General features: G+C 45.0%; 11 protein-coding genes and 2 pseudogenes. 7 read left to right on the top strand and 6 right to left on the bottom strand.

The features are described from left to right. The 3 genes from OOJ59_RS28185 to OOJ59_RS06430 form a co-directional block, all read left to right on the top strand. On the top strand, positions 1–322 hold a 322-nt coding region (locus OOJ59_RS28185), incomplete at its 5' end, for a hypothetical protein (RefSeq protein WP_442781392.1). Positions 323–581: 259 nt separating this feature from the next. Continuing rightward, positions 582–1,520 (top strand): cation diffusion facilitator family transporter, encoded by a 939-nt coding sequence (locus tag OOJ59_RS06435; protein ID WP_001198019.1) that lies wholly within the window; start codon positions 582–584, stop codon positions 1,518–1,520. Between the two features lie 117 nt (positions 1,521–1,637). Then, positions 1,638–2,012: a cytochrome b562 gene (locus tag OOJ59_RS06430; RefSeq protein WP_013096889.1), complete on the top strand. Its 375-nt coding sequence runs from the start codon at positions 1,638–1,640 to the stop codon at positions 2,010–2,012. A gap of 495 nt (positions 2,013–2,507) precedes the next feature. On the opposite strand, the gene OOJ59_RS06425 is transcribed toward OOJ59_RS06430, so the two are convergent. Then, complete coding sequence (locus tag OOJ59_RS06425; protein ID WP_016537360.1) at positions 2,508–4,805, bottom strand: heavy metal translocating P-type ATPase; 2,298 nt, start codon at positions 4,803–4,805, stop codon at positions 2,508–2,510. Positions 4,806–5,133: 328 nt separating this feature from the next. Here OOJ59_RS06425 and OOJ59_RS06420 point away from each other — a divergent pair. The 3 genes and pseudogenes from OOJ59_RS06420 to OOJ59_RS06410 all read left to right on the top strand — a co-directional run. Then, positions 5,134–5,364 (top strand): annotated as a pseudogene (locus tag OOJ59_RS06420) (IS3 family transposase); the annotation flags it as partial. Positions 5,365–5,459: 95 nt separating this feature from the next. Next, positions 5,460–6,041 carry a cytochrome b/b6 domain-containing protein gene (locus tag OOJ59_RS06415; protein WP_001004932.1) on the top strand — a complete coding sequence of 194 codons (582 nt, stop codon included), beginning with the start codon at positions 5,460–5,462 and terminating at the stop codon, positions 6,039–6,041. 134 nt (positions 6,042–6,175) lie between these two features. After that, entirely contained in the window at positions 6,176–6,865 is a 690-nt protein-coding gene (locus tag OOJ59_RS06410; protein WP_000549951.1) for a VIT1/CCC1 transporter family protein, read from the top strand. A gap of 157 nt (positions 6,866–7,022) precedes the next feature. Here OOJ59_RS06410 and OOJ59_RS06405 read toward each other — a convergent pair whose 3' ends face one another. From OOJ59_RS06405 to OOJ59_RS06390, 4 genes are all read right to left on the bottom strand, one after another. Next, positions 7,023–7,619 (bottom strand): hypothetical protein, encoded by a 597-nt coding sequence (locus tag OOJ59_RS06405; protein WP_268063361.1) that lies wholly within the window; start codon positions 7,617–7,619, stop codon positions 7,023–7,025. Continuing rightward, a complete protein-coding gene (locus OOJ59_RS06400; RefSeq protein ID WP_160956087.1) occupies positions 7,603–7,971 on the bottom strand; it encodes a hypothetical protein in 369 nt (122 codons plus the stop codon). The genes OOJ59_RS06405 and OOJ59_RS06400 overlap by 17 nt, the downstream gene beginning before the upstream one ends. Further along, the gene (locus tag OOJ59_RS06395; RefSeq protein WP_016537358.1) at positions 7,961–8,725 is read right to left on the bottom strand and encodes a lysozyme inhibitor LprI family protein; all 765 of its coding nucleotides are present in this window, start codon (positions 8,723–8,725) and stop codon (positions 7,961–7,963) included. The genes OOJ59_RS06400 and OOJ59_RS06395 overlap by 11 nt, the downstream gene beginning before the upstream one ends. Positions 8,726–9,235: 510 nt before the next feature. Next, positions 9,236–11,152, bottom strand: coding sequence for a recombinase family protein (locus OOJ59_RS06390; RefSeq protein ID WP_004864803.1), 1,917 nt, complete (start codon positions 11,150–11,152; stop codon positions 9,236–9,238). 95 nt (positions 11,153–11,247) lie between these two features. Here OOJ59_RS06390 and OOJ59_RS06385 point away from each other — a divergent pair. Then, positions 11,248–11,427, top strand: a pseudogene (locus OOJ59_RS06385) (YkgJ family cysteine cluster protein); the annotation flags it as partial. Here the strand turns inward: OOJ59_RS06385 and setB are convergent. Beyond that, positions 11,424–12,605, bottom strand: coding sequence for a sugar efflux transporter SetB (gene setB, locus OOJ59_RS06380; RefSeq protein WP_087857397.1), 1,182 nt, complete (start codon positions 12,603–12,605; stop codon positions 11,424–11,426). The pseudogene OOJ59_RS06385 and the gene setB sit on opposite strands and share 4 nt — an antisense overlap. Positions 12,606–12,755 lie beyond the last annotated feature (150 nt).

Raw genomic sequence — 12,755 nt, 5'->3', positions numbered from 1 at the left:
TTCAGTCATTACAATGAATATCACCCACACAGTGCGCTGGGATATCGCTCACCGCGGGAATTTATACGCAGGAAATTATCGCAACCGTAAGAGAGAAAATGCGTCTGGATATATAGGGGCAAATCCAACATGCGGCACGAAAAAGTCTGGCATCAATGTGACCAGTTCTATCACCCACCACAGTCACTACAGTGGCCACACAGTTGGGGACCCAAAGGATGTTGTTTACCATTTTGCAATGGTTGACAGCTACCCGAAAGCAACTCCTCTTCGAGAGCGCTCAATTCCTCAGTTAATCGGGTTTGCAATTTTAGTTTGTTGAACCCATCCACACTGGGCGTAAGTGTATAGTTGTGATAACTGTCAACTTTTCTTCTCTCTTCTGTTCAGAATAAATTAATGTTCAGGCGTTATGATAAATAAATGTTATCGCCACCATGGCGCGGTCTTTACAGGAATAAATCTCACCATTTTTATATTTTCACCACAGTACCTCAAAATTTCATATACCAAAACTGAACTTGGCCGGGTAGTATTGGCTGCTTAGTATTAACTGTAGATGCTGTTATTAGGAGTTTCAGGTGCAGGTAAACAAACTTACGGATGATATTGATATTAGTTCTCATGAGCGTTTCCTCGCGGCCCGTAAAAGCACATGGGTTAGTGTGCTTGTTAATTGTTTTCTGACATCCGGGCAAGTGATTACTGGCGTATTTTCCGGATCTCAGGGGCTTATTGCGGATGGTATCCATTCTCTGTCTGATTTAGTTTCAGACTTTGTGGTGCTTATTGCTAATCATAAAAGTAAAAAAAATCCCGATGATGACCATCACTACGGGCATCATCGTTATGAAAATGGTGCATCATTAATTCTGGGGACAATTTTATTCATTGTTGGCATCGGGATGTTATGGTCAGCAGCAAATAAAATGCAACAACCAGATGATATTCCTCAGGTACATATTGTTGCTCTGTGGGTGGCCTTAGCCGCACTGGTTATCAAAGAGCTTCTTTTTCGCTATATGCTGGCAGTAGCAACCCGAGTAAAATCCACTATGCTGGTTGCCAATGCCTGGCATGCCCGCTCTGATGCCGCCTCATCTTTGGTGGTGGCTATTGGTATTATTGGTAGTTTATCAGGGTTTAAATTGCTTGATCCGGTAGCTGCACTGGTTGTGGGACTGATTGTGACCAGAATGGGATATTCATTTATGTCAGATTCGCTTCATGACTTGATGGACAGGGCCGTGGATATTGAAACTGAAAATAGTATAAAAACAACATTATTGTCCACGCCTGGGGTCGAAGGCATCCATGACCTCAAGACCAGAAAAATGGGGGACCTTGTTGTTGTTGATGTTCATCTGGAAATTGATGGTGATTTATCAGTGAAAGTAGGACATGACATTGCTGTTTTGGCCAGGAAATCAGTTTTAGATAATCATCATGTTTTAAATGTTATGACACATGTTGACCCTTATTTTAAAGGTGATAATAGTCCTGGTTGCGGGGGCAAATAATCCTGAAAAATAATATGAATGCTGCTGTTTTTTGAGAAGATTGGGAAGGGATTATTTTTTTGCGCAATATTACCCCTTCTGACTGTGAAAACGAGAGTAAACAATATGGAGGCTATTATGAGAAAAATTATGCGTACTGTTGTGATAGGAGCCACTCTTCTTTTATCCCCCTGTGTAATGGCTGGTTCTGACGGTGTTGAACATGCCATGAAGATGATGAATAAAAGCTACCGCGCAGCACTTAAGGAGGAGGACGTTACATCCTTCAGGAAAGATATGCGGGAACTGAAAGCAACAGCAGAGTCCATCCTGAACAGCCCTGTAGAAGGGTATGACAGGGAAACGTATGTTGCAGGCATGTCACTTCTAATTGATGAGGTAACTGCCGTTGAAAGTACCGCTGAGAAGGAAGGTCTTGACGCCGGGAAAATTGCAGCACAGAAACTAGGCAGTCTGATGAGAAAATACCACAATAAACTAGGTGTTGACTGAGACCGGGAATTATTCGGTGAAGGTAGATATGCTGGAAAGATATCCCTGAACTGACATGATACACGTGCCTGTAATCAAGCAGATAGCTATGCACTGGTGAGGAAATTTCACAACGTTATCTTATCTGCAAAATACATATAAAAATGTTGGGGTAACAAACATGCATTATCAATGCTACATATTTTAGTTTGTTGCCTCAACATAAGTTAAGTACCTATTGGTGTTGCGCGGGGTGGATTCAGGGGGCCAAATTATATTTGGTGGTCACGCGTCAGTCTGTGTTTTGTTTGTTGGTCATGAAGTACATAGGTACTTATTTCGTTTTATACACACTAGGCTGTATGTTTGGAATCCTGGAAAAGTTGAACAAACCTAACGGTAATAAAACTACTTATTGTATATAAATTCTGGCATTTCATCGGTATGCCACTTCAATAGGAGTTAAAGACACCTATAGTGAGATCTGCAGGATCACCATGGATATGTGGATAAGATTTAAGCCTGAAGACTGTTGTATAACTCTTCTTCCTGAGCAAAATGTAGCTGCAGAATAGCCTCAAGCCCATACAAGGAACGTTGTACATCACGAATAATATCAGCTGAAACATCTGTGTTCTGCAGGAGTTCACTGAGTCGACCTAACTTCCTTACTTCCTGATATATTTCCTTGTGGCTACGATACAAAGCAGCAAGGGGGTCATCGCCGACCAGCATTGTCGATAATGAAGGGTACAGATCTTGTTCATCCTGTTGCTCATGAGACAGGATCTTCTGGACCAGTTGTTCATGCAGCTCCTTAAGGAGCATACGTTGCTCTTCCTGATCTGCTAGGGGGAAACGTGCAGCAACTTCAGCCAAACATTGAAGAACAGGTTGTAAATGCTTGTGCTCGTTTCTCAATGTTTCAAGCTGTTGGTTACTTATAGCCTTGTCTAGTGGGCGTGTAACCCGACAGGTCAGCACCCGTAAAGCTGAGAGAATAGCCAGGAGATCAATGAATTCCTGTAAAAGTGCACCTTCAAACGGTGGTAACATACCAAGGGCTGCAATAACCATAGCTATGCAACATAACCCCATTCCGAGCAAGACACTTTGTGTGGCGATACGCATGGAAAGTCTGGCTATTTGTCTGGCATCAACCAATCGGTCTAACTGATCTGTCAGCAGTACGATATCAGCACTTTCTGCTGCCGCAGCGGTTCCCCTTGCCCCCATTGCGACTCCGACCCCAGCTGCTGCAAGTGCCGGGGCATCATTTACCCCGTCACCAACCATCATCGTGCAAAAAGAGTCTGAGGCATCTAATATATGCGCCAGTTTCATCTCCGGGGTCAGTTCAGCCAGAACACGATCGACACCAAGGCCTGTACCAATACTGTCCGCCACTTCCTGCCTGTCCCCTGTCAGCATAACTATCTCGCGCACACCGGCTTTTCGCAACATGCGCAAAGCTCTTGGTGTTTCCAGCCGTAACTGATCAGAGAGCAATAGCCAGCCGACCAACTCCGCATCAATTGCGATCGCAACTACCGTCACATTTTCAATGAACAAGCGCTGACGTGCGGACTCAAACCAGCTACCACTTCTGGCGTGGCTCAGAACAAAATCCAATGTACCAATACATACTTGCTGATCGTTGATTTTTCCTGTCAGACCCGCTCCGGCCACTTCCTGCACTGATTCCGGTATTGGTAAAGAGCCTAAGCCTTGTTCATGTGCCTCCTGTAAAATAGCGCTGGCGATAATGTGACAGGAAAACTGATCCAGACTTGCTGCCAGCCTGAGTAAATCCTGCTGCGTATAATGTGGATTAAGGCTCTGAATCGACGTCAGTTTTGCAGTCCCCCCTGTCAGGGTCCCTGTTTTGTCAAAAAATAGGTGATCTGCCCGAGCCAGTTGCTCCAGTGCGGCACTTCCTTTAATTAGTACCCCTCTCTGTGCAGAGCGGGAAATGCCGGAGACCAACGCCACCGGTACAGCCAGTAAAAGTGGACAGGGGGTTGCGACAACCAGCACAGCCAATGCGCGAACGGGTTCGTTACTCACGGCCCATGCCAGTAGAGCAATGCCAAGGGCAAAGGGGATAAACCAGACGGCATAACGGTCTGCCAGTCGTACTGTTGACGCACGTGACTGACTGGCCTGCTCTACCACACGGATAATACCCTGAAGCGTGCTGTCTTTTGCTGAACGGGCTGCATACATTTTCAGGGCATCTCCCGCATTAATTGCACCACTAAGCATCAGTGCACCAGCCTTCCGGGGGGCGGGTAATGATTCTCCGGTAATTGAGGATTCGTTCAAGACAGCGCTCGCACTCACCAGTGGACCGTCTACAGGAATAGTTTCTCCCGGCTTAACTAAGAGCAAATCACCGGGCTGAATAGATTCTACGGGGATAACCTGAATATCGTTTTTAAGAAGTCTATTCGCTGAACGAGGTGCTTTAGAAAGCAGAGAGGTCATTTCTCGTTCGGCACGGCCCTGAGCATAGCTTTCAAGCAATCTGCCTGTGGCGGTCATAGCGGCAATCACTGCTGCCGTTGCCGACTCTCCCATCCAAAGTGCACCAGACATTGAAATAATCGCAAGGACATCAACCCCAACCTGGTGTTTGAGCAAAGATTTAACCATCTCATAACTTGTTAACAATAACGAAGGAAGAGTGGATAAGATCAACACAATTGTTGAATTGATCCCCCATTGAGCGTTCTGGTTGAAAAAGCTCAACATTAATGCCAACAGGGGGAAACACAACAGCGCGATATCTGACAACAGGTGGTTATATTTCATAAATAGTGTTCCGTTTTTTTCGCGTTCAGAAAAGCATGGGAACCGTGGGGCAGTTATCGTTGAAATGATGATAAAGGAATCATAATAAGTGTGCCAGTTGCTTTCTCATGAAAACCTGTATCATCAATTTTGATATTTGGAGTCAGTTAGTATACCAAAAGTTATTGACCTGCTCCCCGTTGATTAACACACTGATGCCCGTAATGTCTTCATCATCGGTATGAGACCCTCATGAAGATGCTTTTTTCCGGCAAATAAATCATCAGTATCCTCTTCGAGGCTGGAACAGGGATTCTAAGCCATGTGCTTTGCCGTAAGAAGATCATTTCCGACGTCACCTAATGTGGCTTGGTGAATGGATTTTGTCATGGCTGCACTCTTCATCGGTCGTCGGATTAAGTGCCGTACGATCCACGTCGCTTTTGGAATTTCAAGCGTTCAGATATAAGCATTCTGTACAGCATTGCGTTGTTTCGTGGCTATCTGGCGACGATAAGAACCACTCAGGAACCTGAATTTACCTGTCGAGTACTGGGCCTTTGAACATGGTTTGGATATTACTGAGTGCATCTTGGTTTTGAGAAGTTAAGGTTATCATTAATAAAAAGGCATAATATTGAGTGGTCAACCAACCTTAAAAAAAGTGGCTAAATTATGAACGAAAATTTACGTAATGCTCTTCCTCACAAAAACACACCATTTCTACGTGTGCTGCATATCATCGTAGCTGTATTGATTTTATTGCAGATTATTAATTCAAACCTTACCGAAAGCGATGCGCTTAGTGACTATACTCTCACTGGGTTCGTAACATGGTTCCATGTTATCACTGGATTATCACTGATTGTCCTTGGGTTTGTCATGCTTGCATGGATGCTGACACAACGAGGATTTCGTTACTATTTTGCCTGGGTGGTCCTTGATTTTCGAGGTGTGGTTGAAGATATCAAAATGCTGATATCATTCCGTCTTCCTGAAGCTCATGCTGGTGGGATTGCTGCTCTGGTTCAGGGGCTTGGTGTACTTGCACTATTGGGCGTTGCATTATGTGGTGGATTCTGGTTTGCTCTCAATACTGCTCTTGGCACGTCACCTGTGCTGACAGAAACCGTCCTGCATGTGCATAAGTTTCTGACTGTATTTATTGAAACCTATTTCTGGGCACATGGTGCGATGGGGTTGCTGCATATCTTCCTCACCGTTCGTAGCCAAAGGAAAAATCCCGTTACCGAATAGTGCTGTAGGTTTATGATGGATAAGATGCCCTGTAATGGTTGGCTAAAACAGACTATAACCGCGCATTTATCCGTCAATGCATTTTCTATTTATCCGTAATTCCGATGAGTATGCGTATTTGAAGGAAAAAATATATGCATCTTGAACGACATAGTATCGAAAAAGTGGGATGGCTGAGGGCAGCTGTACTGGGGGCAAATGACGGAATTGTTTCGACAGCGAGCCTTGTTCTTGGGGTTGCATCTGCAAATAGCAGTCCTTCCGGTGTTTTACTTGCAGGTGTTGCAGGACTGGTTGCCGGAGCTATGTCAATGGCTACAGGGGAATATGTTTCCGTCTCATCTCAGGCGGATACCGAAAACGCAGCACTTGCCCAGGAAAAAAGGGAGCTGGAAACTGATTATCAGGGAGAGGTGCGGGAACTGACTTCACTTTATATGCAACGTGGACTGGAGCCAGAGCTTGCCCGGCAGGTTGCGGAGCAACTTATGGTCAAAGATGCCCTGGATGCTCATGCCCGTGAAGAACTGGGGTTGACGGATATAAATTCTGCACAGCCCCTACAGGCAGCTGTCTTTTCTGCCCTGAGTTTTTCCGCTGGTGCGGTGTTACCCTTAATCGTGGCATGGCTCTCCCCTCTGAAACTGGCTTTTTTGTTGATAATCCTTTCCACCCTTTTTTCACTGGCAGTCCTTGGCTATATATCTTCGGTTTTGAGTAAAGCCTCTCCTGTCAGGGCGATCATAAGAATTACGTTCTGGAGTACCATGGCTATGCTTTTGTCTATGGGGATTGGTCATTTTGCAGGGCAGGCCCTGCTTTAATGTTATGAAGCACAATTCGAGTACCATCTTACTGGCGATGCTTCGCAAAACAATTTGCAATGCAGCTCCCTTCAAACTCGATTCCTGCTTGCGCCAATACCTGTTGAAGGGGTGATGGAGGGGATTCTCCCCCTCCATTTCAAGGGCAAGGACAACGCTACTTCTGGCAAATTTCCCGGTCGTAAACGCCACCATTGACAACCAAAATTTGTCGTTTCTTCTTTGAAATCATATCAGTCATTATCTTCGAGTCATTAAGAAAGATACCACCAAAGGTTCCTGGTCGTGCATTCTTCCCGGCGATTATAATCAGATCCCCAATATTCAATGCAGCAACTTTATCGTTATTGTAATTCGTATCTTCAAATATGAACTTCAGGCCTTCATCTGAACCGGGAATACCCAATGTTACTACAGGATTTTTTCTGAAAGTAACAGTACCGATACCAGTTATTTTTCCTGTTACCATTAACTGACATTTTTTGAAGTCATTTGTTGCCCTGAATTCATGTTGTTCAAACCGCGCATAAACTTCCCCTGTTGTATACATTCGCGGAAGTATATCGATTATCGATGGTTTGGATGGTTGCTCAGGTTGTTGCTGAGTTACGGTATCAGCATTTACCTTGGCCTTCACTTCGGGGGTTTTAGGCTGATATGGGGGGGGCGTCAGCCCGTAAAGGAGATTGATGCCGTAGGCTATTGCGACGGTTATGACTGCTATTTTAATATAACGTTCATAGGGTGATTTCATTTCGTTCTTCCATGAATTCTATTTTGGTAACATGATTGCCATTGCGGTGTATTTTCATATTGTCTGTTGGGGACTTCACCGTATTACGAATTTCGTTCATTGTTTCTTTCGATAACATATCGCAGCCTTCCATATACATAACCCTACGGGTATCGGTATCTGGTATGTTAGTGAAACTGCTACTGACCCATGAATCAGGTATTTCGATTTCATGTATCAACTTCATATACTCAATGATAAACGTATCTGTCAGGTGAAATCGTCCGACCGTGTATTTTCCTGTATAGGCATTAGAAGAAGATAAAGCTACCCAATCGTTTTTTAAAACCAAAGCCAGCGCATTATTTCCCATGTTCAGATTCCAGTTCACGAATGCGATTGTTCGTCATGTCGATAAGACATTTCTGCTCATTATTGCAGGCGGATTTTTGCTTTATCCATTCTCTTTGAGAAGGGAGTAAACGTTTTCGTGTTTCAGGACTAAGTCTTTTCCAGACAGCATTAAGTTTCTCATCGCTTGCTTCATAACTGGGTGTATCGACATTTGAGGTTACTTTATTGTTTTTGGGGGCCTCGCTGCCGCTTCCATAGAAAACGGGGGCACGTACTCCCTGAGCGTAGCCTTTAGCTGCTTCTTCCCACACGTCTTGCCCATTGGTAGTCAATATCTTTCCGAACTCTGTAGTGTTGAAGCTGTAACTGCGGATCTCGCCGTTGAAATCCAGCTTCACGTTAACGACTGTTGACTTCGAAATGCCCGTCAAGAAATCCCCGGCTTCTGAACCAAGAGAACAGACCAATTCCTTCGTATCGTCGTTATTCTTTGGGCGCAGTCCGTGCATCGTGAATCTGCCGTTATCAGTTGTAGCAGTGATATCTACCAGCGGAACGATTGATGAGGATTGCTTTGTCATCGCGAAGCATATCCCCTTCAGATTTACATCCCTGTCCATCCCGAGAAACATCAGGGCGTTTTTGTCGCTGCTTGCGACACCTGCTGATTTTGCCTCTGGCAAGAAATAGACGGTACTGGTGGCGGTGGTTATACCTGAAACGAAAACAACACCTGACGCCATGATTTTTAAGGTTTTTATAAGGATAGTCATTCTGGATGCCTTCTATCGTTCTCACTCCATCGTGGACAGAGTATTCATTCCATGAGTCTTGTTTACGAGAAACACCAACCGAAGAATCATGATCTTACATCGATCTATAAAATCTATCAATATTGCTTAATTGATCTATAAAAACGATCAATTAACATGAGAGGAAGAGAGGGGATTGTTACTAAGTCGATTGTATTTACAGGGTTTTTGTATGGTTCATATGCTTGATGCTAATGTGGGGCGGGGCTGCGCTTAGTCTTGAATACTGCGATTGAAAGACATAACCATCTACTTTGTGCGGGGTTTCCGGCAACCATAGAGGTGTTTCGATAAGAAGCGGTGCAACTCGCACAGTTCGTAGACATAATGAATACGATGTAATTTGAACCCTTGCTCTAAAACGCTCGGTATAAAGTTTTACGGGGCTTTGGTATGGAATGGTTTCTGGGGGACGGTTTGGTTGCTTTCCCCTTGTCAGGTAGGCAAGGGGAGAGTGATTTAGCGTGTTATTTACTGTGAAAGTTTCTCTAAGTCTTCCAGTGAGTTAATCTCGTACTTAATGCCGTTGACAGTTGCATATGATTTGCTCGTAATGCCATCTACCCTGATAGCCATTCCACTGTCTTCGTCTCGGGTTACGCCATCCTCCAGCTCGGTTATAAATGTCGGGTTTAGAATGCTGACTTCGTGTTTGTCTTTAATATGCTGCGCAAATTTTTCAGGTGAAATCAGTTCATCAATGAAGGAGTGCAACACAAGTCCCTGCATTTTTAGTAAGTCATGATCGTTTACTGTTTGTGCCTCTACATACGAAATACCAGGTGATCTGTTGCGATTAAACTTAATCACTATTCTCTGCTTTGTTTCGTCGGCGAAGGTCACTTCAAAATGACTGTGCCGACCATCAATGTCATAACAATCAATACGTTTGATAGCTTGCTTTACCTTCAGTCTAATCCGCTTACGCTCAGGATTCTTTGTGTCATGAACATCGAAATGTCGGAATTGATCCCAGCCAGTAGTTTGAATTTCTGAACGGCTGATTTTGTACTGTTGAAATTCTTTCTCAAGCGTAATTTTTTTTTGTTTATTGGCATTAATCTGATCTGCCAATTCTTCGATGTTGTCTGTCAAAGTTGCTAGTTTTAGCAGCTTCTTAACCGCTTCAGATGCCTTTTCAATCTCAGATTCGTACCATGCTGTTTTATCCTCTTGGTGGTTGTTCCAGACGTGATCAGCGATTAGTTGTAAAACAGTGTGCTCAAGTTGGTATGACGTAAACCCTTTTTTACCGCAAGGTTTACCCTGAACGATTTTTGAACCACATATATATCGGTACTTGTTTTCACTTGAACCAGATTTGAACATGAAAGATCCACATTTACCGCAAAAAAGAATACCGATACCTGAGAGTAGCGGTATTTCAGGTTCAGGATTACCTCCTGGATATGTTGATGAACTACGAGTGACAGCACGATGTCGATCTAACTTCGAAAGTGTCAAGTAGTCTACTTCCGACATAAGTGCTGGATAGTAATCCGGAATAATGAATGTTTCTTTCAACGGTTCATCTGATTCGGAATCGTATATGATGGCACCTGATTCATCGCGTTTATCCAGCGTGAAGATTTTTTGTCCGTGAACAGTGGGATTCAAAAAGGTTCTGATCAAATGTTTGCCCCATTGCTCCGTTTTGGGTGTCAGCGCTTGACCTGTCTTGTCTTTATAAACCCTCTTTTTAGGGGCAGTGTAGTGTTCGTTAAGATATCGTTGGATACCAAGAAGAGTTTCACCGTTTTGTTTTAGTTCGATAATCTTCTGCGCTGCGGCAAAATAAATGGAGTGTGGGGTAACGTATCCTGATTTTGTGTCTACCCACCAGACATTCTGACCTACTGATTCTATGGCTTTTGCTGGTGTTCCCGGTTCTCTTGTCAGGTTGTGTCGTATCAGCGAACGAGCCTGGGCTTCAACCCGATTCTTTTTTGTCAACGATTCGTCGTGGGCGCGTGTGAACATCAACAACGAAATGATTAAATCGGTTGGATTATTCTTTACGTCCGCGTACTTATAGACCTTTTCATCCATACCAGTAACAACGACTATCCCCTTGCTAAGTATGCTCTTGAATATATCCAAAGCGCTCCAGGCATCATCACGACTAATGCGGTCAAGATTTTCGACTACCAGCCACGAACCAACGGGAACTTTAACCCCAATCTGCTTGATGAACTCCGATAGCTTCCCTTCATGAGCATTTTTTCCTTTGAACGCGGACATGCCGAGATCATGGAAAGCCGTTGTATCAAGTTCGAGATTATAACGGGTCGCAATTTTTAGAGCGGTATCTTGCTGACGCTCCAGGGAGTTGCCTTCCCGTTGTTTCACAGATGAAAAACGCACGTACGAATACAGCTTAGGTTTCATTAAGTGTGATTCCCTTCGGATGGTATTGATTGATCAGATGGACCTGATGCTAACAGCAGGAATGTGAATTTTAAACAGTGAATAATTATATGTTAGGCAAGCCCGCTAATACGCCATGCGTTCAGTTGGATGAATCCTTGCGCTGCAAAATTTTTGCTTCGCCGCTGCGGCCAAAAGTATGTGCCGGTTTGCAGCCCAGTGCGGAAATGTGTGGGAAGACGACGCACCAGGCCATGCTGTATCTTATTGAGCTTGAAGCGCTGACCGCGCCTTAAACATCTTTGATGCGCGCCAGGCACACGATGGTGGCGATGATCATCACCAGCGCAAACCAGAACACGGCGTGATAATTCCAGATTTCAGCGGCAATACCTGCCAACGATCCGGCAATAATCCAGCCTACGCGAATGGTATTCGTATAAAGGGTCGTGGCTGAACCTGCTTGTCCTGGCATCAAATCCTGGAAATAGAGCATGCCAATCCCACCAAGGATGCCGATATAAATCGCGTTCAGCAGCTGTAAACCAAGCAATACCGCCGGAGAGTGGGCCAACAGCATACCGGCATAAAAGAAAAAGCCGGCCACGACGGCAATTCGCATCAACAGACGCTTGCCCAGACGCTTAGCAAAGTATCCGGCAATCAACATGGTCGGGATTTCCAGCCCGGCAGCGGTTCCCATCATGATACCCGCCAGTTTTTCCGGCAGATGCAGTTCATTGATAATAAACAGCGGCATATTAATGATATAGAGGCTATTGGTCCCCCACATTAATGTGCAGATAACAAAAAGGAGCAGCGTGTCGCGACGATTGCGCCGTGGCGCCTCCACCACGCCAGTGGCGAGAGGCACATTTTTACTCATTGACGGTAAGAACAACCAAACCATTGCGCCGCAGACAATAAAAGCAACCGCCGCGCTGAGGTACATCACCGTGAAGCTAAATCCCATTGCCAGTGCGTAGGCCAGCGGCGGGCCAATTACCCAGGCCAGCGATACCTGCGCACGTAAAATTGAGCTGAACATGACCGCTTCCCGGCCTGTACGGTCGGCATGCTCGCGAGCGAGAGCAAACATTTGCGGGTTGGCGGTTGAACCAAAGCTGCTGAGGAAGACGCCGACAAACAGCAAAATAAAATAGTTACGGTTCCAGGCAAACAGCACGCAGGCCAGCATGCCCAGTACACAACAGAAGACAATCAGGTTTTTGCGATCGCCTTTTTTATCCGAGCGCCCGGCCAGAAACTGACTCACCAGGATACCGATTACGGCGCTGCCGGTAAAAAAGAACCCGACCATACCGGGACGGGCATGGACTTCATCGGTCAGAAAAAGACTCAGCGTTGGTGTCTGCAAAGCGCCGGCGATACCCGTCAGAAACGCGACAAGCAGGAACGCCGCAGACGTTAAATCGAACGCCTTAGGTGTGGCGGCTACGGGGGTGTTATGCATGTTTTGATATCAATGATGTGAAGAGACGCGGAGTTTACGCTGCTTGCCAGAAAATAAACAGGTAGCCAAATCAAAATCGGCATCAAAAATCAAAATAGCATTTCAGTCAAAGAATGCTGTTTGCTGATGTTGCTGAATCTGACACGCTGA

It is taken from the genome of Citrobacter sp. W9 (genome assembly GCF_026719375.1).
Classification (GTDB): Bacteria; Pseudomonadota; Gammaproteobacteria; order Enterobacterales; family Enterobacteriaceae; genus Citrobacter; species Citrobacter werkmanii.
The sequence above is the reverse complement of the archived record's forward strand: the minus strand, read 5'-3'. Positions and strand labels throughout refer to the sequence as shown.

Bases quoted from the DNA above. Each gene is read 5' to 3' on its own strand.
- OOJ59_RS06415 (WP_001004932.1), top strand. From the start codon at position 5,460: ATGAACGAAAATTTACGTAATGCTCTTCCTCACAAAAACACACCATTT.
- OOJ59_RS06430 (WP_013096889.1), top strand. From the start codon at position 1,638: ATGAGAAAAATTATGCGTACTGTTGTGATAGGAGCCACTCTTCTTTTA.
- OOJ59_RS06390 (WP_004864803.1), bottom strand. From the start codon at position 11,152: ATGAAACCTAAGCTGTATTCGTACGTGCGTTTTTCATCTGTGAAACAA.
- OOJ59_RS06405 (WP_268063361.1), bottom strand. From the start codon at position 7,619: ATGAAATCACCCTATGAACGTTATATTAAAATAGCAGTCATAACCGTC.
- OOJ59_RS06425 (WP_016537360.1), bottom strand. From the start codon at position 4,805: ATGAAATATAACCACCTGTTGTCAGATATCGCGCTGTTGTGTTTCCCC.
- OOJ59_RS06410 (WP_000549951.1), top strand. From the start codon at position 6,176: ATGCATCTTGAACGACATAGTATCGAAAAAGTGGGATGGCTGAGGGCA.
- OOJ59_RS06400 (WP_160956087.1), bottom strand. From the start codon at position 7,971: ATGGGAAATAATGCGCTGGCTTTGGTTTTAAAAAACGATTGGGTAGCT.
- OOJ59_RS06395 (WP_016537358.1), bottom strand. From the start codon at position 8,725: ATGACTATCCTTATAAAAACCTTAAAAATCATGGCGTCAGGTGTTGTT.
- setB (WP_087857397.1), bottom strand. From the start codon at position 12,605: ATGCATAACACCCCCGTAGCCGCCACACCTAAGGCGTTCGATTTAACG.